We start from the raw sequence: 23,920 nt of genomic DNA, 5'->3' as shown, positions 1-23,920 counted from the left end.
TGCAATAATCATCAGCGGAACAGTCCCCGTCGCCCCAAATATGGCGAAGGCCCAGCCAGTGCCCTACTTCGTGCGTGGTTGTCCTGCCCAGGTCATAGGGGGCGTAAAGTTCAGGAAAATTCCCTTTGCCGCTGCTCCCGAAATACTGGTAACCTATTACTACCCCATCGGTTTCAGCGCTCCCGTTTGAGCTTTCCAGCCCGTCCAGGCCCGACATATCCGGGAACTGTGCGTAGCCCAACAAGTTTCTTGATACAAACCCGCCAAAATTAACGGTCCATATATTAAAGTACCTTTCAGTATCCCATATTGTAGCGGGTTTAAGTTCGGTTTCAATGGGGTTGCGGACCGGGCTCGCCGGCCAAACGGGCCTCCCGTCAAATATGCGGTCAACACCTGGCTCGGGCAGGACTTCACCATCGGGGCCGTATCCGGCAAGGTAAAATTCAATGCCCGTATCGGCCCCGTCAGGATCGTTGTTATACCCGCGGGTGCCGGCCATACGCCTGTAATCTTCATTTAATACCTGAACCTGGGACGCAACCTGTTCATAGCTAATATTGGCACCTTCACCCGGATTTTCGCCGTTATGTACCACATGTACAATAACCGGTATGCGATATATCTGGACAGACTTCAACCTGATATCCTGAGTCATCTTTTTGTTCATCCAATTTTCAAAATCTGCCAGGGAAGGAAGAGAATATTTCTCCCTTCTTAAACTATCAAAGGCCATCGTTCCGCACCTCTGGGCATGTAAACCGGAACTAAAAAGGATTAACATGTTCAAAAAGAAAAAGAATGATATATATCTTTTCATTTAAAACCATTTTAAAGTGAAAAACATGCCGGTGAATTATCACCGGCATGTGAGATGTGTAATTTATTAGGGACTACCTATAAACAAAAACTACCTTTTCCTGTTTTTCTTTCCTTTAAGCCCCTTCTTCTTCCACCTCGCCTGTTTCCATGTTGGTAACATAGCGGGAACCGGAGATTTCGATAGTTGCTTCCCCGTTGCCGGTAAACGTGATGGTCCCTTCGTAACTGAAAGAACCGTGTCCACTACCACCTTCAATAGTGAAATGAATGGTCCCGTTGTCGATTTCCTTAGGTTCTTTTTCAACGGCTACATCAACAAGCTCGAATTGAATCGTGGCCTGGCGGTTTGCCTTGTTACGGATTTTAGACTCGAACCCGCCACTTCGTTGCCACGTGCCGTTTATCAGGAACATGTCGGAAGTATATTCAATGTTTGTGATTTCAAAATCACCGCTCCCCGAGTTAGTGGAAGCCATGCGGGGGGCATCGAATTCACCGTTGTAGCTAAAGCTTACATCCAGCTTCACGGGGTTCTCCGATTCGTCGCACTCCAATGTGTAATTATAGATTTTCGTATAATCATAGGTAATTACGCTGGTGCCCGTGGTAACAATTGTGGTATCCGCCGATTCGCCACAACTTAAACTTTTGTCATTCGTTCTGGCAGACTTCAGGTTACTTTCGTTACCAACCGCCTCGTTGGCAAGCGCGGCGGCGGTTTCAATATCCGACGCGGCACCGGAAGTTCCGCTGGCCAGGGCTGAGGCCACCATTTCGGCCGTTTCCACTTCGGTAGCCGGTTCGTCTTCAGCTACCGTTTCGTCATCTTTGTTGCAGGAAGTAAAAATTAACATTCCTGAAAGGGTAATGATACCCGCTAATAACAGATTTCTTGTTTTCATTTTTAAAAATTTTAAGTTAATGGTTATTAAAAATCGTTTTCTTTTAAATGGCCCAGGATGGTTTCCATCCGGCCAATCCACTCTTTCCGGATGTTTTCCACCTGTTTAATTTGTTCCGAAGTAAGAATAGCTTTCAATTCAGCGCCTCGCTTTTTGTTGAGCGCCAGCAGTTCAGCGGTATTTTCCATTGCCACACCTTCCACTTTCAGGTAGGGCTGGCTCAACTTAGCATATTTCAGGTTAACCTGTAAGGCTCTTTCGGCCTGGGCTTCCTTCATGTTTAGTTTGTTTTTCATGACCATAGTAACAACTTGTGCACGGGTTTCCGGGCTCTTCCTGAACAACTCGCGAAAACCATCTTGCCTGCCCTGCGCAAAACTGCTGAACGTAATTATTACAAGTAGTGCTGCTGTCCCAATAAAAATGTTTTTTGTTTGCATAATATTTCACTTTAGAATTTGGTTCAAACTTACGCCCTCCGTGCCGCGTTATGGAAAACTTTTCATCAAACGGCACATTCTTTTACACCAATAACCTGACAAGTCAATAAACGGCATGTTGATAGTTTTGACCATTGGTTGAAGTTTAAATGACGTTGGGTTAAGCGGTTTATCCTGAATTGACTAATTTTGTACTATTGCCGTATGAAGAAAATGCTTGTACATATCAGCGTTTGGTTAACCCTCACTTATTTCCTCTACATTTCTTTCGCATTGTTTTTGCCCTGGGCAATGGCAATAGCCAGGGCGGTTGCCGGAATTTCGCTGGTTGCCGGGATGTTCTATGCTTCGGGGTGGGTGTTGACGACCCAATTTCTGGTCAAACGCAAAAAATATCTTTTGTTCGGCGTGTTTGCCGTTTTGTTATGTATTGTATTTTCAATATTACGGGTCAAATTGCTGGGCTTGTTTCCAGAATCTGTCCCGGGCTTTACCGGCCGGGTTCCAAGAGAATTTTTAGAATCGAAAAGGGACTTGAACCCGGGGTATAATCCTGAATTGCTTAACCGTTTAAAACCAGGCAGGGCTGCCTATTTACCCGGATTTATTATGAACGTGGTTATCCTGCTTGTCGCTACCTTGTTTAGACTGTATGAACATAAGGCTGAGAAAGAGCAGGAAAGCCGTGAAGAATTACAGCGCAGCCAGGAAGCCCAAATCCTGTACCTGAAATCGCAGGTCAACCCTCATTTTTTGTTCAATACGCTTAATAATCTTTACGGGCTTACCTATTCAAAGTCGGAACTTGCCCCTCAAATGGTACTGGGGCTTTCGGACACTATGCGCTACCTGATTTATGAGACCGAGCAAAAATTAGTGCCGGTGGAAAAAGAACTGGATTTTATCCGGAATTACCTCGACCTGGAAAAAAAGCGCATCTCACAGCCTGAAAATATCCGGCTTTCGGTTAACGTGGCCCGGCAAACTGGTTTTATCCCGCCTTTGCTGTTGCTTCCTTTTGTAGAAAACTGTTTTAAACACGGGACCATCGGCCGGGAAGATGAAGGGTGGATTGAACTGGATATCTGGGATGACAAGGGACGTTTCTTTTTTGTTTGTAAAAACAGTTACCGGGAAGATAAAAAAGCCGTGCAAACAAAAAGGGCAGGGCTTGGACTTGTAAATGTAAGGAAACGGCTGGATTTGATTTTCAGGGAAAATTATGAACTTGAAATCGTGAAACAGGAAGACGAGTACATGGTGTCGCTCCGGTTTCCGGTTTTTTCAAAAAAAGAGGAGTTGTAATGGAAAGTATTAAATGTATCGTGGTGGATGATGAGCCGATTGCCCGTCAGTATTTAAGCGACTATGTGGCAAAAATGCCTCAACTTGAGCTGCTGGCTGTTTTTAGCAGTGCAAAGGACGCCTGGGAAATTATTGAGACAGGGGCAGCCGATCTGGTTTTTCTGGATATTCAAATGCCGGGACTGACGGGGATTGAACTTATCCGTACCCTTCAAAAAAAGCCGGCGATTATTCTTACCACGGCTTATTCCGAGTATGCCCTCGAAGGCTACGAACTGGATGTGGCCGACTACCTGCTGAAGCCTATTTCTTTTGACCGGTTTACCAAAGCCGTGAACAAAGTGGCCGGACGTTTGGAAAAACAAGTCGGCAGCATCAGTACCGGCTTGTCTCCGGCCGGTGAAAACGAAACAACCACCCGCGATTTTATTTTTGTCAAATCGGGCTACAAGTCGGTGAAGGTGAATATCAGAGACATCCTGTACGTGGAAGGCATGAAAGAATACGTGGTCATCCACACGAAGGACAAGAAATTTACCAAGCTCGACCGGATGAAAAACATGGAGAATTTTCTAAAAGAAAAAGGGTTTATCAGGGTGCACAAATCCTATATTGTTTCTGTGAAGAATATTGATGCTGTTTTTGGGAATACGATTGAAATTAACCAGAAACAGTTACCACTTGGACGAAGTTTTAGGGATGAGGTAAACAATGCGTTGGGAATGAGCGAATAGAAAACACATAAGTTCGACTTTTTTTAAAAACTGTTGTGATTGATTCTCTTTCGCATTCAATTACAGAGGACTGATTTGAAAACCATCATTTGTCCAGCCAGCGTTTAAATTCGGCGGCTTTGTCTTTCCCTACAATAATTTTTTCTGAATGCCGGGGCTGGGTTTCCACTACCAGCTTCCCCTGGAAATAGGCGTGGATCTTTTCAATAGCAACACTGTTGACAATAATCTGCCGGTTAATTTTAAAAAACTGTTCCGGATCGAGTTGTTCACGAAGGTTGTCCAGCGAGATATCCAGCGGGTATTCCCGTCTTAAAAAAGTTACAGCAAACGTAATTTTGTTGGTACTGTAAAAAAAGGCAACATCTCCAACAGCCAACCTAAAAAAACTCTCATGTGTTTTAATCAGGAAGTGTTTCCGGTAGTTGGGTGAAGCGTTTTTAATTGCCGACACAATTTCTTCAAAATTGATTTCACTGTTTTTATGTTTCAGAAAGTTGCGGCTATATGAATCATACTTTTTAAAAGCCTTTTTTAAATCTTCCGAATCAACTGGTTTAAGCAGGTAATCGAGGCTGTTCATTTTAAACGCCTGGATGGCATATTCATCAAAAGCCGTTATAAAAATAATCATGGAAGTAACCGGGACCTGTTTCAGAATTTCAAAACTTACGCCGTCGGAAAGCTGGATGTCCATCAGGATAATTTCGGGGTGCGGGTTTAATTTCAGCCACTGCACCGACTCCTGTACACTGTCGATAGCGCCTACAATTTCAGCACCGAGCTCAACCTCCTTCACCAAATCAATTATCATGCGCTGGGTAGGGCGTTCATCTTCTATTATTAATATTTTCATTTTACTCGTCTAAAAGTGGTACAAATACACAAAATTCATCCCCGGTTTTGGTTATTTTAATATTTTTTGACCCGAGCAAGGAATACCTCATTTTAATATTCGACAGGCCTGTTTGTGTTGAATCAATAATTGTTTTTTCCTGAAGATTATTTTGAACAGTAATTCCTTCTGAATCCCCTTTAATACTGATTTCTAAAGGTTTTGTTTCAGAAACAATATTGTGTTTAATCGCATTTTCCACTAAAACCTGAAGTGTCATTGGCGGCAAAAACTTTTCATTTAATTCTTCGCGGACCAATACCGACACCTGCAATTTTTCGCCCAGCCTTATTTTATGGAGATAAATAAATGCATTTACCGATTGCAATTCCTTTTGCAGTTTTACAATCTGATGATTCTTGTTCTGTAAAACATAACGGTAAACATCAGACAGCTTTTTGGTAAATTCATACGCCACATCAGGGTTGTGTTTTATTTCCGACATCAGCACGCTTAAGCTGTTAAACAAAAAATGCGGGTTGATTTGATCCTGCAAAAGTTTATAATCACTTTTCAGTTTTTCCTGTTTTAGCCATTCAATTTCAAGGAGAGATGTTTTCCAGTTTCTGAAAAAATTATTTGCCACATAAATTCCGTTAAAAGCAATGATAAAAAGCGAAACGACAGCCAGGTTAAAAATCGCAAATTTAGGATTTTTGATTTCAGCGCCGGATATAAAAAGCAGGCGTATTATAAACGGAACAGCAACAACCAGGAAGGTCCAGACCAGGGTAATTATAATTTGAAAAAACATCCTTCTCCGGGCAGAAATAAACCATGGTATTTTTTTATCGAGATATTTGTCAATCAGCAGGTTTCCTTCGCTGGCGATATTGTAAAATAAAATATATACCGGAATAATTATCCATAAGTCTGCAGCGTACCGGCCAGGAAAATCAAGTAATATCCCAAACAGAAACAATGCGGCGAGAGAGAATAACGACACAATAACAAACCGGGGAAAGAAATTTCTAATTAAAGTTGCCTTCATTTTTGTTCATTTTGACAGACAGTTTTAAATTAACAAAATAATTCATCCCTCCCACTAATTTATCTGTTTCGTGGCGGTTTTCATCATATAAAAACACTACATTTCTAAAAAGCGCCCCTCCGCTCGCCGTGAGCCACAAATTTTTATACAGTTTTTGTTCCCAAAAAATTCCGCCTGTCATATTTCTGATTTTTCCAAACCTCAGTTCATCTGTCCTGAAATTATTACTTACAACAAACGCATTGTAGTTGGCAGAATGTTGTAACCCGATATATGTTTTTGGTTTCCAATGGTATGAAAAGCGGCTTTTTAGTGGAAGAATAGTTTCAAATTGCAGCTTTTTATTTACTTCTGAACTGAAAGAAGCAGTGAATACTTGTGAACCCGCATCGAATGTATCGCCATTTTTGTTCTCCAGTGTATTGCCCGGATAAAAACCATATTCCAGCCTGAATACCTCCAGTCCGTTTTGTGCAGCGCAAAACAGCGGAGACAACATCCTGGCTAAAACAACAAAATATTTTATAATTAAATTTCGCTTTGACATCTTTTTTTGAGTTTAAAACACAACAGCTATCTGTGCTAAAAGTGTAAATCCGTTATATCTGCAATACCCTCCAATGGAATTTTCAAATTTTTTTGAAATTGCATAGTCGGCTTTTAGGGCAATTTGCGTCAATTTTCCTGTCCGGTAACCACAACCGGCATTAAATCCAAACAGTGGAACAATATCTTTGCTGACGAAATCAGTTTTTGTTATTCCATCAAATATATTCCCCCTAACTTCGGTATATTGCGATTTAGCTATTAACAGCCCCATGCCGGTGCCCAGAAAAGGTTGCAGACGATTTTTAAACGGATAATACAGAATGCTGCCTTTTACAGGGACAAATCCTCCTCCGCTCCCTTCAATTTCCAGCTCCCCGCCGCCAAGTATGGCAAATAAATTTGGAGTTGGCGGAATATTTTTTTCCTGCTGAATACCGAAGTTAAAGTTGGCTGCCAATTTATTCTGAAAATGCCATGTTACATCCAACTGCCAGGTGCTCACCCCGTTGGGGAGAAAGAAAGGCTCTTCTTTTTTTGTCGATTTGGAAGCTTCCATAAATAGTAAGCTACCATACCCGACAGCAATTTCCCATTTTTTACCCGGGAAGATGACGGATACTTCGGGTTGCGCTTCCATGTTCGGTTTCCATGTGTCATTCTGCTGGGCATGTAAGTTTCCAAAACTTACAAAAGCTGAAATAAATAACGAATATTTAAGCCTGTTTATAATTCCGGCTTTTATAAACCTGTTTTTTGAAATATGCGAAGAAGATATCATAACCTGAGATTATTTAGTTTATCAAAAAAATCCGTCGCTCTAATCTTTTTTCCGGCTCCACTCCACCGTTCGTGTTGTTAATCCAATTTTCATGGTAACCAGCAGTTTGTCCCCTTTCAGTTCAAATTTGGCATCGCGAAAACGTTCCATACGGGGAATAAAAACCTGGCCTTTATATTTATTTAATTCCCCCGTCGCGGCCAGGTTTTTCACCATCACTTTCCCTAAAGCCCCGCTTGCTTTATCGCTATTAACGCTTTTATCCAGCCACACTACTTTCCCGTAATGGCTTTTCCCCGGGTCATCCGTTTCAATGCGGATAACACTTTTTTTGTTTGCCGTAAGCCAATCTCCGTCAACACTTTTTCGTGTTTGTGCAAAAAGGGACGGAGATGAAAAAAACACACTTAAAATGAACAGGATTTTAATTGTCTTCATAGTATTAGTCTTTTTAATTGTTTATCTGAATGGTTTCAGCTTGAATTTCATTTTTAGTCAGTAGTTTATACAATACCGGGACAACAAACAATATGAGTGTTGTGGAAAGCATTAACCCGCCAATAATTGTCCAGCCGAGCGGCCCCCAAAAAGTACCACCCTGTAAAGTAAGCGGCAACATTCCCCCGATAGTAGTAACGGAGGTTATTAAAATTGGCGTAAACCTGATTTGTGCAGCTTCTACCAGCGCTTCATAAACGCTGCTTCCTTCCTTTCGCAGCTCATTGGTAAAATCGATGAGGATTATGGCATCGTTAATTACAATCCCGATAAGTGCAACGGCCCCGACAAAAGCCGTAAACGAGAAGGTGAAGCCGGTAATCAGCAGCGCATAAAACGAACCGATTAGCGCCATGGGTACCGATGTGAAAATGATAAAAGGCTGACGGAACGATTTAAACTGCAATACCAGGATTGCCAGTATAATCAGTACCGCAATCATCGCAGCGCTGCCAAGGTTACCGAATGATTTTCCCTGTTTTTCCACCTCGCCCGACATAAAATAAGTAAAGCCCGATGGCATTTTGTACGCTTTCAATTTTTCCTCCAACTGTTGGGTCACATCCAGGGTATTGTACCCTTTTTCAACATCGGCGCCAATGGTACAGCTCCTTCTCATGTTGTAATGTGTCACCAGGCTTGGCCCTTCTTTAAACTCTATGGAAGCAAGCTGGCTAAGAGGAACCTGTTTGCCACTTATCGATTTGACAAATATTTTTTGAAAATCTTCCACAGTTGCATGTTTTTCAGAAGGCAGCCGAAGAATAATATCATACTCTTTCCCTTCGTCGTTTCGAAATTTGGAAATGGAAGAACCACTCATACCCATCCGAATCGTTTTATCAATTTCCGAAACCGGCACCCCCAACATGGCTGCTTTATTTTTATTGATTTTTACATACAGGTCGGTACGAATGCCTTCCAACCGGTTATCCACATTTATAATTCCGGGCTGCTGTTCTGCCATTTCAGCCACATCTCCCGATACCCGTTGCAATTCCATAAGATTATCGCCATAAATCACCACTTCCACAGGATTTTCATTGGGAACTCCCTGGCTGAATTCTTTTATCCTGATATCAGCAAAAGGATAGTCAGCAAACGTACTTCTTAATGAATCGAGCAGGACACCAAACTTTTCAGAATCGTATTCTTTAAGTTCCACCAGGAATTCAGCAAAATTCTTTTGATATTCCCGGCTAAAATAATTGTAATACACTTTTGGGTTCCCGTGCCCAACGTTGGTTGTATAATGTTTTATTTCAGGAATTTCATCCAGGACCGATTCCACATACAGGGCCGTCCGGTTGGTTTCGTCAATGTTGGTTCCCTGGGGAAGTACAGCCTGAATCATAAACTGTGGCCGTTCGGCCTGGGTAAAAAAACTGAATCCAACATGATTAAAAAGGACAAAAATCGATGAACCAAAAACAAGGAACACAATTAAAAGGATAAGCCCGGTGTGTTTCAAACTGTAAACCAGCATCTTTTTGAAAGGCCCGTGAATAAATTTGTTTAATCGTTTCTGTATAGGTTGTTCCTTTGGTTTTTGCCCGGGGTTCAGCTTTATAAATTTGGTCAGCATCAGCGGCGAAACCGTTAGTGCAATTACCAACGAGGCCAGCAAAGTAGCCACGACTGTAACCGGCATACTTTTCATAAAATCGCCGGCGGCATCTTTCATCATGGCGATGGGGATAAAAGCTGCAAGCGTTGTCAGGGTTGAGCTGGTAATAGCCACTGCTACCTGCGAAGTTCCCTTTATTGCCGCTTCACGAGCGCTTAGTCCTTTATGCAGGTACCGTTCAACATTTTCAATAACCACGATGGAATTGTCAACCAGCAAGCCAAGTGCGATAACCAGCGCCGCTATGGAAATATTTTGTAATCCAAATCCGGCCAAATCAACGAAACCCAACCCAATAAGAATCGATGAAGGAATGGCCACCATAATCACAATGCTCGATTTAAAACCAATGGCCAGCAGAATAAAAATCCCTACCAAAACAATTCCCTGAATTAAATTGATAATAAAACTGTTTACACTGCTACGCACGCTTTCGGCCTGGTTGTGTGCGTAATACAATTCTATTCCTGCAGGCAGTTCCGCCTTAAAATCTTCAATTTTAACAATCGACTCATCAATAATGCCGAGCACATTTTTATCTTCTTTTTGTTCGGCGGTTAAAAAAATGCTGCGTTCACCATTAAAGCGCGCCATGTAGCTGGGGTCTTCATAATCAAAATTAACATCCGCCACATCTTTCAAATAAACCAGTTTACCATTGGCAGAACCCACGACCGTATTCCGGATTTCGTCGAGAGAATTGTAAGCGCCGCTGGTTTTTATATTAAAACTCTTTTGCCCTACTTTCAACTCCCCGCCGGGAATATTCTGGTTATTTGAATTTACTGCATTGCTGATGTTGTCGATGGTAATTCCCATGTTTACCATTTTCTCCGGGCGCATGGAAATCCGAACCTGTTTTTCGGGAACAGCCACTATTTCAACCCGTTTAATTCCTTCAACCTGTTCCAGCCGGCGTTTTAAATCTTCCGCCTTGTCTTCCAAAACTTCATATTCCGTGTTTTCCGAACCCAGGGCCAACTGCAAAATTTTTGTGTCGGTAGTTGTTTTTTTCCTGAAATTGATTTCGCGAATGTCTTCCGGCAGATCCAGCCTAATATTATTTACCTGCTGAACTACTTCCTCATATTTGTCATTTTCGTCATAATTTCCATAATCGAACGAAACATTTACTATAGCAAACCCGTCGCTGATGGTAGTTGAAATATTTTCAATATTCTCCAGCTCATTTATTTTTTCTTCCACCGGATCAACTACCAGTTCCTCCAAATCCTGTGGCGAGGCGCCCGGATAAATGATGGTTACCAGAGCACCCGGGGTTACAATGGGCGGGTCTTCTGTTCGCGGCATATTCAGGAACGAATTTATTCCCATAACCAGCGTAATTAAAAATATAACCAATACAAACTGGTAGTTATCAATCGAAAATTTTGGAAGATTCTTCATCTTTTTACTCGTTACTTGTTCCTAAAATTCAACTTGTTCTGTTTCTTTTGAAAGATCCTGAAGGCCGCCAACGATTACTTTTTCTCCTGCGTTTATCCCTTTTGAAACCAACAGCTTTTCACCTACAATCTGATAAATTTCTATCGTGCGTTTTTGGGCTACCCCGTTTTTTGTCACATAAACTTTTCCCGACTTGCCATCGGCAACAACCAACGACTCAACCGGTAACTCAATGTATTTCACCTTGTTTGATGCCTGAATGGTTACCGTTCCGATAAAACCTGATTTTAAGAGGTTTTCTGAATCAGCAATCTCAACCTTTACTTCGTATGTTCCGGTGGAAGGATCCGCAGTCCCCGAAATTTCATCCACAGTTCCCTGAAAAATGGTTTCGGGAAACGGGTCAAATAAAACAAAAGCGGAATCACCTCTGGCAATTTTAACCACATCAGCATCGGAAAGTGCCGTTTTCAAAATTTTCACCGAACTTCGCGAGCCAAACAGTAAAACCGGGCTCCCGGCCTGAACCGCCTCATTTTCTTTCGCATTTACATATTGAATTACTCCGTTTTGAGGGGCCCTGATTTGCGAATAACGAAGATTAAACTGTGCTGTTTCCAAATCGAGTTTAGCATGTTTTAACTGCGATTCGGCATTCTGCAATTGTTCGAGTGTCGCCACACTGTCGGCATACAATGCCGTGGCACGCCCAAAATCACGTTCGGCTTTTGCAACGGCGATTTCTGCCTGTTCTGTTTTTGCTGTTATTTCATCTAATTTTAATGATGCCAGCAACTGTCCCTGCCTCACTTTCCCGCCTTCTTTTACCGCAATTGTTTCAATAATCCCGGCGGTTTTGAAACTCAGTTTATATTCATTTTCTAAAGCAACACGTCCGGTGGCATAAATTTTATCACGGTATAAAATTTCATTCGCTGTTTCAACAACAACTTTCGCTTTTCCGTTGGATGGTCCGCCGGTTTCCTCTGTCTTTGTGTTACAGGCCATCAAAAAAACGGCAAGGAGACAAAAGGTGAACATTTTTCTCAAAGTCTTCATTATCTGATTTTTATTTTGTTTCAAATTGGTATGCAGAGGTAATCCGTTCCATCTCAATCTGGCTGATGTAATAATCGTAGCGGGCCAAAATCAGCTTGTTTTCAGCATTTACCTCGTTATTCAATGCGTTTGCCAGTTCCAGGTGGTTGGCCATTCCGTTCTGGTATTTTTTATTTACCAGTTGGAAGGTTTTTTTGTAATTTTCGAGTTCTTCCTTTGCCAGCCCGATTCCTTCAAGCGACGTTTGCAGGTTGTAATAGGTGTTCATCACTTCCAGTTGTACCTGCTTTTCGGTTTCCCGTTTTTTTTCAATGGCAATCTTCATATCGATTTTTGCCTGGCTGATTTTGGCTTTTCGCTGTCCCGATGTAAAAATATCCCAGGAAAGAAAAACTCCGGCCTGTGCAAAATCATCGTCGGCGGTAAAGGAATATTTTTCACCCTGGTAACCATAAGTTGCACCCAAACTAACTTCAGGAAGTGCAGCGCCTTTCTCCATTTTTATTTTCTGAAAATTGATTTCCATATTTTTATCCAACTGTTTTAGTTCTTCGCGGCTTTGAAGCGCCTGATTTTTTAATGATTCCAACTGATATGAACTGATTATGATTTCATCCGGCCGCTGAATCTCAATTTCTGCATTCAAATCCCGGTTCATCAAAAAATTGAGGTAAGCGCCCGCCATGGTTTGTTCATTTTGAGCATTTGAAAGTTCTTTTTCCATCTCTTTTACTTTTGCTTTTGCAGCATACACCTCATCGATGGTAACCTTATCGTTTTCAAACAAACTGCTGGTATTTCTCAGGTTTTCTTTGGTAACCTCAAGTGAATTCGAATAAACCTCAACTACCTGTTGCGTTCTTAAATAATTGATATAGGCTGTTTTTACTTCCTTTACAAGCTCGCGTTTGTAAATATCCACATTGATTTTTTCCACGTCAGCCAATTCCTTTTTTATCTGGTGGTTATGGATAATTGCTGAATTAAAAACCGGCATTTGCAGTTGCAAACGGGTCTCCTGTTCTTTCTCACGGATAAAGTTGAGGGTGTAGTCTTCAATGTCAGGATAAGTTGGAATGTCGGGGTAACCCGGGTTTGTAGCTGCCATCGACTGGTTAATTATATCCAGGTTATCGTAAGCCGGGTTCATCATTTCGCCAAACGGGATCACCACTGTCCTTCCTCCCTGTGCATGGGTATATTTGGCCTCCAGCGATAAAGTGGGCAAAAACATTCGTTTGGCTTCTTTTAAGGCTTCCAGGCTTTTTTCATACGAAAATGTTTTTTGTTTTAATGTGATGTTGCTCTCCAGCGCCTCATCAATATATTGTTCAATAATATTGTCTTGTGCAAACCCGGAGAAGGCAATCGCACAAAGAATAACCGGGAATATAAATTTTTGAATTCTCATCATTGTCATCCATTTTTGGAACAATGATAATTTTGTTGTCCGGTAGGAGACGGATAAAAAATGCTGAACCCGAATTATTCAGGATGAGGTCGAATTATGTTGTTTATTTAAGTTTGGAAAAGTCCTTTAAAAGCGACAATCGATAACCATAAACCGGCATGACAATAAATATCCGAATGGATTTAGTCCCTGTTTCAAAAATCAGTAAACTCACTTGTAACAGCCCCGCTAAATACTCTGCCGCCGTATGCGTACTACTCATTCTGTACACCCTAAACAACCTCGCATATGCACTGTCTATCAGCTTGTTAATACTTGGCAAGATTGAAAGATCGAATTGAACTTTAGAAAACAAATTTTTTTCTCTGCTCGTTTTGGCTTCATTGTCAAAATGATCAGAGATGATTAATAATGACTTAAATATACCACGATTTGGGTGGAAATGTTTTGGCGGGTTTTCAACAATGGGTTGAAATTTGGGGGTTTTGTTATATACCCCGGTGGTTTCATCTGAAAATAAAATGCCGGATAAAATATATTCCGCAATGATTTTCAAGTCTTTAAAACCATTGCCTTTTTCTGAATACAATTACCCCAAAAAATGATAAAATTAAAGAACCAAAAATTATAGAGGGCATTGCCCATAATGAATTCTCCATAAAGTTGGGAACATTCATACCAAATATGCTTGCTATCAAAGTAGGTATCATTAATATAATCGAAATAAGTGTTAATTGTTTCATAACCACATTCAAATTATTTGATATAACCGAAGCAAACGCATCCATCATTCCGCTTTGAATATCGGAATAAATCTGTGCCATTTCAAGGGCCTGTTTATTCTCAATATAGGCATCTTCCAACAAGTCTTCGTTTATTTCAGTGGTTATTTTTTTTGAACTACGAAGTTTTGCCAACACAATTTCATTTGCTTTTATTGAGGTGATGAAATAAACCAAACATTTTTCCATCTTCAGTAATTTGTTCAATTCCTTGTTTTTAATCGATTTTTCAAGGTCTTGTTCAATTGATGAAGTCATTTGATTTACTTGTTTTAGGTATCTCAGATATAAATTTCCTGAACGAAGAAATAACCGAAGAATAAAATTAACACTATCGGTAATTTTTTTGTATTGATCCCGAAACGGCGATGGTTGTCCAATTGGCAAAATTTCGTTGTCCTGCAAACAGAGGGTCAATGTGAAATCTTCTGCTATAAAAATGCCAAGCGGAATTGTATGAAACGGCACTCCATTATTTTTTACTTCCACCGGAATTCTCATTATTATTAAAGTCCACTCGTCATCAAACTCAATACGTGGCCTTTCGTCCTGGTCTAAAATATCTGTAATAAGGTCATTAGGCAATCCAAAGTCGTTAATTAATTTTTGAATTTCATTTTGTGTCGGATTGGTAACATTTATCCAGCAATTTTTTTGAAGTTTGGAAATCTTGACATACCCACCGAATGTCTCGAAAATTTTAATCATGATATTGTCTCCTTTCATCTTTATTCTGTAAGGAAACAAGAAGCCCTTACAGAAGTGTTAGTACCTAGATATACTATGAAACGGGCCTTCGTCCATTGTCATGCTTTTTTAAATTTTGTTTGCAAAAGTAATTTTATTTTTAACAGATAGTCATTGCATTGTTTTTTTTTCTGAGGCAGTTTAGAAAAAAGATACATTGGAAAAATATTAAATCATTCCATCCAAAAATTCGCTTTCTTAAAAATCCGTTTTCCCCAGTACACAAACGGAGTGTCGGAAGCCGCCACAATCCATTTCAGGAAGTAGGTGGTAATAAAAATTTCGAACAGCACAGCGGCTTCGTAAACACCATAAAAAGCAATAAGCACAAAAACCACACTGTCGATGAGTTGGGAAACCATGGTGCTAAGGTTGTTACGCAACCAGAGTTGATTATCGCTTGAAAACCGTTTCCGCCAGAAATGAAAGGCCCACACATCGTGGCGCTGCGAAAACAGGTAAGCCGCCAGACTGGCTACAGCAATTCGCGGCATCAGCTTAAAAATAGTGCCGGTTGCCTCGTGGGTTATCAATGCAAACCCATCGCCTTCCAAGGGTTTAAAAACCAGGGCAAGGTTCATCAGCAGCGTCATGGAAATGAGACTGAAAAAGCCAATCCAAACGGCTTTTTTGGCTTCCTGTTTCCCGTAATTCTCGGATAAAATATCGGTAACCAAAAAAGATGATGCATAAACAATGTTACCGAGCGTTGCCACCATCCCGAACAGTTCAATGGTTTGAATCACCTGGATGTTGGCTACAATTACCGAAACAGGAATCCAAATAATGAGGCCCCACTTGCCAAACAGTTTGTACGCTAAAATAATCAGGAAAAAATTTGCCAGCAGCATGGCCAGCCAAAGCAATTCGTTTTGCATTTTTTTCATTTTTAGCCGCAGGGTGATGGAACCTGCGGGTGGTTAATATTCTGTTTCCGGTCGCGAGAATATAAAATTAATCCAAAACCACATCCCGCTTAATATAGCCCGAATAATCTTTCAGAATTGGCTGGTAGCTTTCATGAAAAAGTTCCGACGACACCAAAAAGTCAGCTGTAGAACGGTTCGAGGCTGTTGGAAGATTGTAGAGAACCGTAATGCGGAGCAGTGCTTTTACATCCACATCGTGCGGTTGCGGCTGCATGGGGTCCCAAAAAAATATCAAAATATCAACCTTCCCTTCAACAATTAGCGCACCGAGTTGCTGGTCGCCGCCCAGCGGGCCGGATTTCAGCCGCGCGACAGTGGGTGGCACCACCCCGTTTGCGGCACATTTTTCAATCAATGCCTCCTCAACCAGTTTGCCGGTGGTGCCGGTGCAAATCAAATCGTGCTGTGCCAATTCTTTCCAGTTGAATGAAACCCACTCCATAATGTCTTTCTTACGGTTGTCGTGGGCTACAATTCCTATATTCTTCTTTTTCTTCATGACTTTCAAAATTTTTGAAAACAAATATCCAATGACAATCGTTCCCTGTTTTTCTGCAAAGATAAACCGTATTTCCTAAAAAACATTGCAATAACTGACTGTATAGCAAAAACTTATTGAAAAATTAATTTTCAACAGCCGAAAGATAATTAATTGTTAAGTGAATGTTTCTAAATAACCGATTTGATTTCTTCAATCATTTTTTGCGCCAAATTCTCAGCTTCCTCAACCGATTTTGCCTCGGAATAAATTCGTATAATCGGTTCGGTGTTCGATTTACGCAAATGGATCCATGAGTCTTCAAAATCGATTTTCACCCCGTCGATGTCGTTCACCTTTTCATGGCTGTATTTTTCTTTCATTTTCAACAGAATACCATCCACATCGATTTCCGGTGTGAGCTCAATTTTGTTTTTCGACATGAAGTAGTCAGGGTATGTTTTCCGCAGCCCGGAACATTTCATCCCCGATTTGGCCAGGTGTGTGAGAAACAAAGCAGCACCAACCAATGCATCGCGTCCGTAATGACTGGCCGGGTAAATAACGCCGCCATTCCCTTCGCCGCCAATCACGGCGTTTGTTTCTTTCATTTTGGCCACCACGTTTACTTCGCCAACTGCAGAAGCAGTGTAAATTTGCCCGTGTTTTTCGGTTACATCGTGCAGCACCCGGCTCGATGAAAGATTGGAAACCGTGCTGCCGGGAGTCTGGCTCAACACGTAATCGCTCACGGCGGCCAGTGTGTATTCTTCGCCGAACATGCTACCATCTTCGTTAATAATCACCAGCCGGTCCACATCCGGATCGACTACAAATCCCACATCCACATCACTTATACCAATTATCGATGAAGTTTCTTTCAGGTTCTCCGGAATAGGTTCGGGTGTGTGCGCAAAATGCCCGGTGGGTTCGCAATTGATTTCCACCACGTTTTTTATTCCGAGTGCACTGAAAAGCGACGGCATGGCAATTCCACCTACTGAATTCACGGCATCAACGGCCACAGAGAAACCGGCTTTTTGAATGGCTTCCACATCTACCAAATCCAAATTAAGTACTTTCTGAACGTGGATCTGTGTGTAATCTTTTTCAGAAATTTCGCCCAAATCATCCACTTCGGCAAATTCAAAATTTTCTGCTTCGGCATATTCAAGAATTTGAACGCCTTCTTCAGCATTCAAAAATTCACCTTTCGAGTTGAGCAGTTTCAGGGCGTTCCACTGTTTCGGATTGTGGCTGGCCGTAAGAATCAGGCCGCCATCGGCATTTTCTTCGGTAACGGCAATTTCGGTAGTGGGTGTTGTGGCCAGCCCGATGTTCACCACATTGCAGCCCATGCCGGTTAAAGTGGACACAACAAGCGCACTTACCATTTCGCCGGAAATACGTGCATCACGGCCTACAACTACTTTTATTTTTTGATTGTTTGAATTTTGTTTGGCCCAGGTGGCATAGGCAGCAGTGAATTTCACCACGTCGAGCGGACTGAGGCCTTCGCCCGGTTTGCCGCCAATTGTACCTCTGATCCCGGAAATTGATTTTATTAAAGCCATTGTTGTTCAATTTTAGTTTAAAGAAACAAAATTAACAACCTTCCCCGAAATTCCGGAATTGAACAGGCAATTAAATAATCTCGTCGAGTTCGTTTAGCGTATTTTTCAGTTTATGAATGTAATTCCCGTAAAGGCGGCGAAATCCCCAGCGCATGATCAGGAATATTCCGCCAACCATTAACACCAAAACCACAAATCCCACCAGGATGGTAAGCAGTAGCATTGGCAGCGGAATATCGGACAAAAGGACACCGTTGTCGGCGGCGCTCTCTTCCATTCCATTGTACAGACCGGTTATAAAAGAAACTGTCATGGCTGCAGACAAGAAAATAAGCGCGAGGTAAAACAACCGTTGATAAATTTTGAGGGTTTTAATTATTTTCACGAGCGTCTCGCGGAGGTTGCAGCTAATATCGCAGCTTTTTTTCACACGGTAATATTTCACCACAAAATAGATGAATGTTGTAAAAATTAATGCATTGGTAAAAATGCTCAGAAAGTTAAGCCACAGGGGTATTTCAAAGTCGCCTCCCATGCTCTCCAGCAACATGGGCGAAAAGAAAAAGTCGTCTAAAATAAAAAGGGCGATCAGGATAAAAAGTATTCCGAATCCTATTTTAATATTTCGGTCGATTCGTTCGATCAGATTACTGGTATGCTTACGGAGCATCTCTTCGATCTGGCTTTCGTTAAGTTCCTCTTTGGAACTCATTTTCTGCCAGGCCTTTTTTAAGTCATTCAGTTCCATAATCAATCCTCTTCTTTAACCATCAGTTTTTTTAGTTTCTTTTTAATGCGGTTCATTTTCACCCGCACATAGTTTTGTGTAATGCCAGTAATCTCCGCAATTTCTTCGTACTTTTTATTTTCCAGAAACAACAGGATTATCGATTTTTCAATTCCGCTCAGTTGTTTTACAGCTTTGTGCAAAAGTTTAATGCTTTCTTCGGTTTCGGTATCGTAATTCTCTTCCGCAATCTGAAAATTCTGGGACGACAAGCGGCTTTGATCGGGCCTGCGTTTACTTTTTTTGAACGAAGTGATAGCCGTATTCAGCGCCACTCGGTACATCCATGTTGTTACTTTCGATTCTTTCCGAAACGAGGGATACGATTTCCACAACTGCGCCACGATTTCCTGGAACAGATCATCTCTGTCGTCCTGAGAATCGCAATACAGGCTGCACACTTTGTAAATGATACCCTGGTTCTTCTGAATTATTTGCAAAAACTCCTTTTCCAAAACTGAACTATTAGTAAAAGGATAGCTAAAAAATTACATTTTAAATTCGAATTTGGATGGTATGAAACCGGACTATTTCATTTTTAAGAATTGCACCTCTTTTTTTGAAAGGACGCGCCACCTGCCGCGCGGCAGATTTTTTTTGGTGAGCCCGGCAAAGTAAACACGGTCGAGTTTTTTCACCTTGTACCCCAGGTGCTCGAATATACGGCGCACAATCCGGTTCCGGCCCGAATGTATTTCAAGACCGATTTCGGTTTTGTCGGCCGGATCGATAAAACTGACGGCATCGGCGGCAATTTTCCCGTCTTCCAACTCAACGCCATCGGCAATCCGGAGCACGTCGTTTTTGGCCACCGGTTTATTGAGCGTTACCTGATATATTTTTTTCACTTTGCGGCTCGGGTGAATCAGCTTATCGGAAAGCTCTCCGTCGTTGGTCAGCAGCAAAACGCCGGTTGTGTTACGGTCGAGGCGGCCCACCGGGTAAATGCGCTCGTCGCATGCATCTTTCACCAAATCCATCACCGTCCGGTCGGCATGCGGATCCTGTGTGGTGGTCATAAAATCTTTTGGCTTATTGAGCAGAATGTAAACCTTTTTCTCGGCATTCAGCCTGCGGCCGTCAAACCGCACATCGTCAGACATTTTCACCTTCACGCCCATTTCGGTAACCGGCTCGCCGTTAACGGTTACCAGCCCTGCTGCAATGTATTTATCGGCTTCGCGCCTTGAGCAAACACCTGAGTTGGCAATAAACCTGTTCAGGCGCATTTCGCCGGTAGTGGCTGTCCTTTCAGGTTTACTCCGTGGTAGTTTCCCTGTTTTGGACCGGGTCCCTTCCGGCCTTTTTTTCAGCCTGATTACTTTTTTTCCTGAAGCTCGCTCTTTTCCTGACGATCTTTCATTTTTACCTCTTCTCCTGTTGTCAGACGCATCCCTGCGTCCTTTTCCCTGGTTCCTGTTCATATTGACTTTCAAATTTTTGCAAAGGTCGGAAAAAATCTGCATTTATTTTCCTTACCGTAATAAAATCAAAAATTATAACTTTAGCTCCGCAAATAAAAAATTTGGGTAAATATTTGCGAATTGTGGTAATGGAAGATGGAGAAACAGTCCACAATACTTTTTTTGACAGGAATTTTAAAAACTAACATCATGAAGATAACTTATTTTAAGGATACTGACACTCTACTGGTGAATTTCAACAACAACGAAATTACCGAGACCAAAGATATCAATGAAAATGTACTGGTTGAAACGGATAAAAACGGAAATGTGGTTAACATAACGATTGAACACGCAAAAAAACAGACGGAAATTACCAGTTTCTCCTTCAATCAGGTAGAAAGCCCGATGACTATTTAATGCATAAAACGGGAAATCATCCGTCAAGCGGTTTCAAACCGCTTGACGGATGGCTTAAATTTGCCGTGTCAAATCCTCCAAAAAGGTTTGCAACTCATCCGAAAGCAAAGGTTTCAGTTCTTCCCGCACTTTTTTGTGGTAACTGTTCAGCCAGTCGATTTCTTTTTTGTTGAGAAGATTTTTGTCGATTAACGAAGTGTCAATCGGGCAGAGCGTCAATGTTTCAAATCCGAGGAACTTGCCAAAAGCGGTAGTTTCTTTTTCCACGCAGACAATCATATTTTCGGTGCGGATGCCATATTCGCCTTCGCGGTACAATCCAGGTTCGTTGGACATGACCATGCCGGGTTTAATGGGCACCGGATTAAACTCCTGGCGGATGGACATCGGGCCTTCGTGCACATTCAGAAAATGCCCCACCCCGTGACCGGTGCCATGACCGTAATTAAGCCCGTTTTCCCAAAGTGCCTTGCGCGCCAGAATATCGAGATTAGCACCTTTTGTTCCTTCCGGAAAAACAGCCATTGTAAGCGCCATCATTCCTTTCAGCACCAGCGTGAAATCGGTTTTTTGCTGTGGCCTGACTTCACCCAGTGCCACTGTCCGGGTAATGTCGGTAGTTCCGTCTAAATACTGACCGCCGGAATCAAACAGCAGAATTCCCTCTTTTTCCAAAGGAAGCGCATCGTCCTGGCCCACATTCAGGTGAACGATGGCACCGTGTTCTTTGTAGCCCACAATCGGCGGAAAACTTTCGCCCCGGAATCCATTTTGTTTTGCACGGCATTCTGCCAGTTTTTGGGCCACCGTGTATTCTGTAATTTTTTCATTGCCGATGCTGTTTTTCAACCAGAACAACAATTCTACCAGAGCTGCGCCATCTTTTTTCCTGGCCTTACCAAATCCGGCAAGTTCGGTTTCATTCTTTTGTGCTTTCAGCAGCGAAATCACCGAAGTTTCTTCTTGCAGAAAATTATCATCATGAAGCGCATCCCAAACCGCATAATTGGCGGAAGCAGTATCGATTAAAACATTTCGGCTTTTTACCGATTTCAGCCATTCCCAGAATTCGGCATAATTATGAATTTCAACCCGTTCTTTTTCAAGCCGGGCCTTCAAATCCCTTGAGATTTTCACCGGGTCAGTAAACAGTACCGATTCACTCTTTCCGATCACGCCATAACCTGTAAAAACCGGGTTGTACGGGATGTCAGCCCCCCGCAGGTTAAAACCCCACGCCAGGTCATCGAGCGCGGTTACCACCTGAAAATCAGCTCCTGATTTTTTCAGTTTTAAGGCAACCATTTCGTGTTTTTCCTTTCGTGACAGTCCGGCATAAATTGTATCCAGCTCAATAATTTCATCTTTGGGAATTTCGGGACGGTCTTCCCAGATTTTCTCAAAAAGATCAGGTGTTTGTACCGTACCTATTCCTTTTTTTTGCAGCGAATTGTTCAAACTGCGATAACCTTCCACGGTGAGTGTTTGCGGATCGAAACCCACCTTGCTGCCACTATCAAGCTTTCGTGCCAGCCAGTCCCCGGGTGAAACAGCATCCGGAACGCGTAGTTTGTACATTTTTATTCCTGTGCCTTTCAATTGTTCATCGGCCTGAATAAAGTAACGGCTATCGGTCCACAATCCGGCCTCCTCCTGGGTTACCACCACTACTCCGTAAGAACCGGTAAAACCGGAAATAAACGCACGCGTTTGCCATCGGTCGGGCAGGTATTCACTGGAGTGCGGATCGGTTCCCGAAATGTACCAAGCATCGAGATCGTGCTTTAGCATTTCCATTCGTAGTGTTTTCAGGCGGTTTCGTATTTCGTTCATTTTAAAAAATATTGTTTGACAAATGATTTAATTGACGGTGCAGGAATTTGCGTGTAATCGATTTCATCTTCAGCATAAAACCGGTAATCAAGGATGTCATCCATGGCAACCAGCCCGGATACTGATTCGGGAATAACGCGGAAAGCCATATCGAGTGTAAAAACGCTGTATCCCGAAAATATATATTCGTTGGGTTCCGAACCAATGTATTCGAGTGATTTCACTTTCATCGAAAGTTCTTCTTCGAGCTCTCGTTTTACTGCATTTTCGGCCGTTTCGCCCGGGTCAACAAACCCGCCCGGGAGATCGAGCTTACCGGAATCGGGCTCCACAGCGCGGGTAGTCAACATTAATTTACCTTCTTCGTTGGTTACCAAAGCTGCAACGGCCGCTGCCGAATTGAAAAAAAAATGAAAACTGCACTGATCGCATTTTAACGACCTATCGCCCGACTGGTGAAAATGGTGGGAACCACATTTCGGGCAAAACTTTAATACGTTTAAAGGATGTGTAATCTGCATCAATCAATAATTTCAATGGCTTTGAGCCAGTTATAAAACAAATTGGGCCACTGGTCGGCCGGCTGGTTGTGTTTGGTAATTCCAAAACCGTGGCCGCCTTCAGCAAAAATATGCATTTCGGCCGGTACACTGTTTTCTTTCAGTGCCAAATAAAATTCAACCGAATTCCGGGGTGGCACGGCTGAATCGTCGTCGGCCAACACCAGAAAAGTGGGAGGGGTTTCAGATGAAACATGCAGCTCATTGGAATATTTTTCCACCATTTCCCAGTTGTTTCCTTCGCCTATCAGGTTTTTGCGCGAACCCATGTGGCCGAATTCCTCGCGGAAAGTAATTACCGGGTAAAGCAGCAGCATAAAATCAGGTCGGCTGCTCATTTTTTCTACTTCTGAACCGGCATTTTCATTTCCGTAATCGAAACGGGTTCCAACGGTGGAAGCGAGGTGACCGCCGGCTGAAGAACCGGCAATACCAATTTTATCCGGATCAATTCCCCACTTTTCAGCATTCATGCGTACAATTTTGATGGCTTTCCGGGCATCGCTCGACGGCACTTCGTGATTTCCGTATGGCAGCCGGTATTTCAGCACAATGCCAGCTATTCCTTTCGATTTCAGCCATTCGGCAATGTCGTATCCTTCGTGATCCATAGCCTCAATCCAGTAACCGCCGCCCGGGCAAATCACCACCGCTGCACCTGTATTATTTTCCTCATCAGGCAAATACACATACATTTCGGCTTCGGAAACATTGCGCACCCGCACACCGTCATATTTTTCTTCGGGCTCGGTCATTCCGTTTTTGTTGGGAGCGCCGTCGGGCCAAACTTTTATAACTTTATCCTGGGCAAAAAGGAAGAATGTCATAAAAAACAGGGTTAAAAATAAGATTGATTGTTTCATTGTTCTGATTTTTAGATTTAAGACGCAAGAATCAAGTAGCAAGACACAAGACAAGAAACCTGGTCATACAATTTTATATTAGTTATCAATTATTTCATTATTTTAATATTGCCGGATTTAATTTGC

General features: G+C 42.2%; 25 protein-coding genes. 3 read left to right on the top strand and 22 right to left on the bottom strand.

The window, feature by feature from the left end; translation table 11 throughout:
• The 3 genes from ACTCNA_RS08150 to ACTCNA_RS08140 all read right to left on the bottom strand — a co-directional run.
• On the bottom strand, positions 1–820 hold an 820-nt coding region (locus tag ACTCNA_RS08150), incomplete at its 3' end, for a zinc metalloprotease (protein WP_462947412.1).
• Positions 821–935: 115 nt separating this feature from the next.
• Complete coding sequence (locus tag ACTCNA_RS08145) at positions 936–1,724, bottom strand: hypothetical protein (protein ID WP_462947411.1); 789 nt, start codon at positions 1,722–1,724, stop codon at positions 936–938.
• Positions 1,725–1,750: 26 nt separating this feature from the next.
• Positions 1,751–2,164: a hypothetical protein gene (locus ACTCNA_RS08140; RefSeq protein ID WP_462947410.1), complete on the bottom strand. Its 414-nt coding sequence runs from the start codon at positions 2,162–2,164 to the stop codon at positions 1,751–1,753.
• Positions 2,165–2,377: 213 nt separating this feature from the next.
• Here ACTCNA_RS08140 and ACTCNA_RS08135 point away from each other — a divergent pair, with 213 nt between their 5' ends.
• Positions 2,378–3,469: a sensor histidine kinase gene (locus ACTCNA_RS08135; protein WP_462947409.1), complete on the top strand. Its 1,092-nt coding sequence runs from the start codon at positions 2,378–2,380 to the stop codon at positions 3,467–3,469.
• Positions 3,469–4,203, top strand: a complete 735-nt coding sequence (locus ACTCNA_RS08130; protein ID WP_462947408.1) for a LytR/AlgR family response regulator transcription factor — start codon at positions 3,469–3,471, stop codon at positions 4,201–4,203. The genes ACTCNA_RS08135 and ACTCNA_RS08130 overlap by 1 nt, the downstream gene beginning before the upstream one ends.
• A gap of 85 nt (positions 4,204–4,288) precedes the next feature.
• On the opposite strand, the gene ACTCNA_RS08125 is transcribed toward ACTCNA_RS08130, so the two are convergent.
• The 16 genes from ACTCNA_RS08125 to ACTCNA_RS08050 form a co-directional block, all read right to left on the bottom strand.
• A complete protein-coding gene (locus ACTCNA_RS08125; protein WP_462947407.1) occupies positions 4,289–5,059 on the bottom strand; it encodes a LytR/AlgR family response regulator transcription factor in 771 nt (256 codons plus the stop codon).
• A 1-nt stretch (position 5,060) separates the two neighbouring features.
• Positions 5,061–6,089: a sensor histidine kinase gene (locus tag ACTCNA_RS08120; RefSeq protein WP_462947406.1), complete on the bottom strand. Its 1,029-nt coding sequence runs from the start codon at positions 6,087–6,089 to the stop codon at positions 5,061–5,063.
• Positions 6,070–6,636 (bottom strand): hypothetical protein, encoded by a 567-nt coding sequence (locus ACTCNA_RS08115; RefSeq protein WP_462947405.1) that lies wholly within the window; start codon positions 6,634–6,636, stop codon positions 6,070–6,072. The genes ACTCNA_RS08120 and ACTCNA_RS08115 overlap by 20 nt, the downstream gene beginning before the upstream one ends.
• Before the next feature lie 12 nt (positions 6,637–6,648).
• Complete coding sequence (locus ACTCNA_RS08110) at positions 6,649–7,416, bottom strand: hypothetical protein (protein WP_462947404.1); 768 nt, start codon at positions 7,414–7,416, stop codon at positions 6,649–6,651.
• Between the two features lie 39 nt (positions 7,417–7,455).
• Positions 7,456–7,854, bottom strand: coding sequence for a DUF2147 domain-containing protein (locus tag ACTCNA_RS08105; RefSeq protein WP_462947403.1), 399 nt, complete (start codon positions 7,852–7,854; stop codon positions 7,456–7,458).
• A 13-nt stretch (positions 7,855–7,867) separates the two neighbouring features.
• Positions 7,868–10,948 (bottom strand): efflux RND transporter permease subunit, encoded by a 3,081-nt coding sequence (locus ACTCNA_RS08100; protein WP_462947402.1) that lies wholly within the window; start codon positions 10,946–10,948, stop codon positions 7,868–7,870.
• A gap of 21 nt (positions 10,949–10,969) precedes the next feature.
• Positions 10,970–12,007 carry an efflux RND transporter periplasmic adaptor subunit gene (locus tag ACTCNA_RS08095; protein WP_462947401.1) on the bottom strand — a complete coding sequence of 346 codons (1,038 nt, stop codon included), beginning with the start codon at positions 12,005–12,007 and terminating at the stop codon, positions 10,970–10,972.
• Between the two features lie 10 nt (positions 12,008–12,017).
• Complete coding sequence (locus tag ACTCNA_RS08090; RefSeq protein WP_462947400.1) at positions 12,018–13,421, bottom strand: TolC family protein; 1,404 nt, start codon at positions 13,419–13,421, stop codon at positions 12,018–12,020.
• A 100-nt stretch (positions 13,422–13,521) separates the two neighbouring features.
• Entirely contained in the window at positions 13,522–13,974 is a 453-nt protein-coding gene (locus ACTCNA_RS08085) for a hypothetical protein (protein WP_462947399.1), read from the bottom strand.
• Between the two features lie 4 nt (positions 13,975–13,978).
• Positions 13,979–14,908, bottom strand: a complete 930-nt coding sequence (locus ACTCNA_RS08080) for a magnesium transporter CorA family protein (protein ID WP_462947398.1) — start codon at positions 14,906–14,908, stop codon at positions 13,979–13,981.
• A gap of 212 nt (positions 14,909–15,120) precedes the next feature.
• Entirely contained in the window at positions 15,121–15,834 is a 714-nt protein-coding gene (locus ACTCNA_RS08075; RefSeq protein WP_462947397.1) for a queuosine precursor transporter, read from the bottom strand.
• 67 nt (positions 15,835–15,901) lie between these two features.
• Positions 15,902–16,375: a methylglyoxal synthase gene (locus ACTCNA_RS08070; protein ID WP_462947396.1), complete on the bottom strand. Its 474-nt coding sequence runs from the start codon at positions 16,373–16,375 to the stop codon at positions 15,902–15,904.
• 170 nt (positions 16,376–16,545) lie between these two features.
• A complete protein-coding gene (gene glmM / locus ACTCNA_RS08065) occupies positions 16,546–17,928 on the bottom strand; it encodes a phosphoglucosamine mutase (RefSeq protein WP_462947395.1) in 1,383 nt (460 codons plus the stop codon).
• Positions 17,929–17,998: 70 nt separating this feature from the next.
• Positions 17,999–18,640 carry a hypothetical protein gene (locus ACTCNA_RS08060; protein WP_462947394.1) on the bottom strand — a complete coding sequence of 214 codons (642 nt, stop codon included), beginning with the start codon at positions 18,638–18,640 and terminating at the stop codon, positions 17,999–18,001.
• Positions 18,641–18,678: 38 nt separating this feature from the next.
• The gene (locus ACTCNA_RS08055) at positions 18,679–19,155 is read right to left on the bottom strand and encodes an RNA polymerase sigma factor (RefSeq protein ID WP_462947393.1); all 477 of its coding nucleotides are present in this window, start codon (positions 19,153–19,155) and stop codon (positions 18,679–18,681) included.
• Between the two features lie 87 nt (positions 19,156–19,242).
• Positions 19,243–20,139, bottom strand: a complete 897-nt coding sequence (locus ACTCNA_RS08050; RefSeq protein WP_462947392.1) for a pseudouridine synthase — start codon at positions 20,137–20,139, stop codon at positions 19,243–19,245.
• Between the two features lie 189 nt (positions 20,140–20,328).
• On the opposite strand from ACTCNA_RS08050, the gene ACTCNA_RS08045 reads away from it, so the two are divergent.
• Positions 20,329–20,538, top strand: coding sequence for a DUF2283 domain-containing protein (locus tag ACTCNA_RS08045; protein WP_462947391.1), 210 nt, complete (start codon positions 20,329–20,331; stop codon positions 20,536–20,538).
• A 54-nt stretch (positions 20,539–20,592) separates the two neighbouring features.
• On the opposite strand, the gene ACTCNA_RS08040 is transcribed toward ACTCNA_RS08045, so the two are convergent.
• Genes ACTCNA_RS08040 through ACTCNA_RS08030 form a run of 3 tightly spaced genes read right to left on the bottom strand, consistent with a single transcriptional unit; the run spans position 20,593 to position 23,794 of the window.
• A complete protein-coding gene (locus ACTCNA_RS08040; protein WP_462947390.1) occupies positions 20,593–22,371 on the bottom strand; it encodes an aminopeptidase P family protein in 1,779 nt (592 codons plus the stop codon).
• A complete protein-coding gene (locus ACTCNA_RS08035) occupies positions 22,368–22,892 on the bottom strand; it encodes an NUDIX domain-containing protein (protein WP_462947389.1) in 525 nt (174 codons plus the stop codon). Before ACTCNA_RS08035 ends, ACTCNA_RS08040 begins: the two co-directional genes overlap by 4 nt.
• The gene (locus tag ACTCNA_RS08030; RefSeq protein WP_462947388.1) at positions 22,892–23,794 is read right to left on the bottom strand and encodes an alpha/beta hydrolase; all 903 of its coding nucleotides are present in this window, start codon (positions 23,792–23,794) and stop codon (positions 22,892–22,894) included. Before ACTCNA_RS08030 ends, ACTCNA_RS08035 begins: the two co-directional genes overlap by 1 nt.
• Positions 23,795–23,920: the final 126 nt, after the last annotated feature.

The sequence above is a fragment of the Tangfeifania sp. genome (assembly GCF_055108615.1).
The sequence above is the reverse complement of the archived record's forward strand: the minus strand, read 5'-3'. Positions and strand labels throughout refer to the sequence as shown.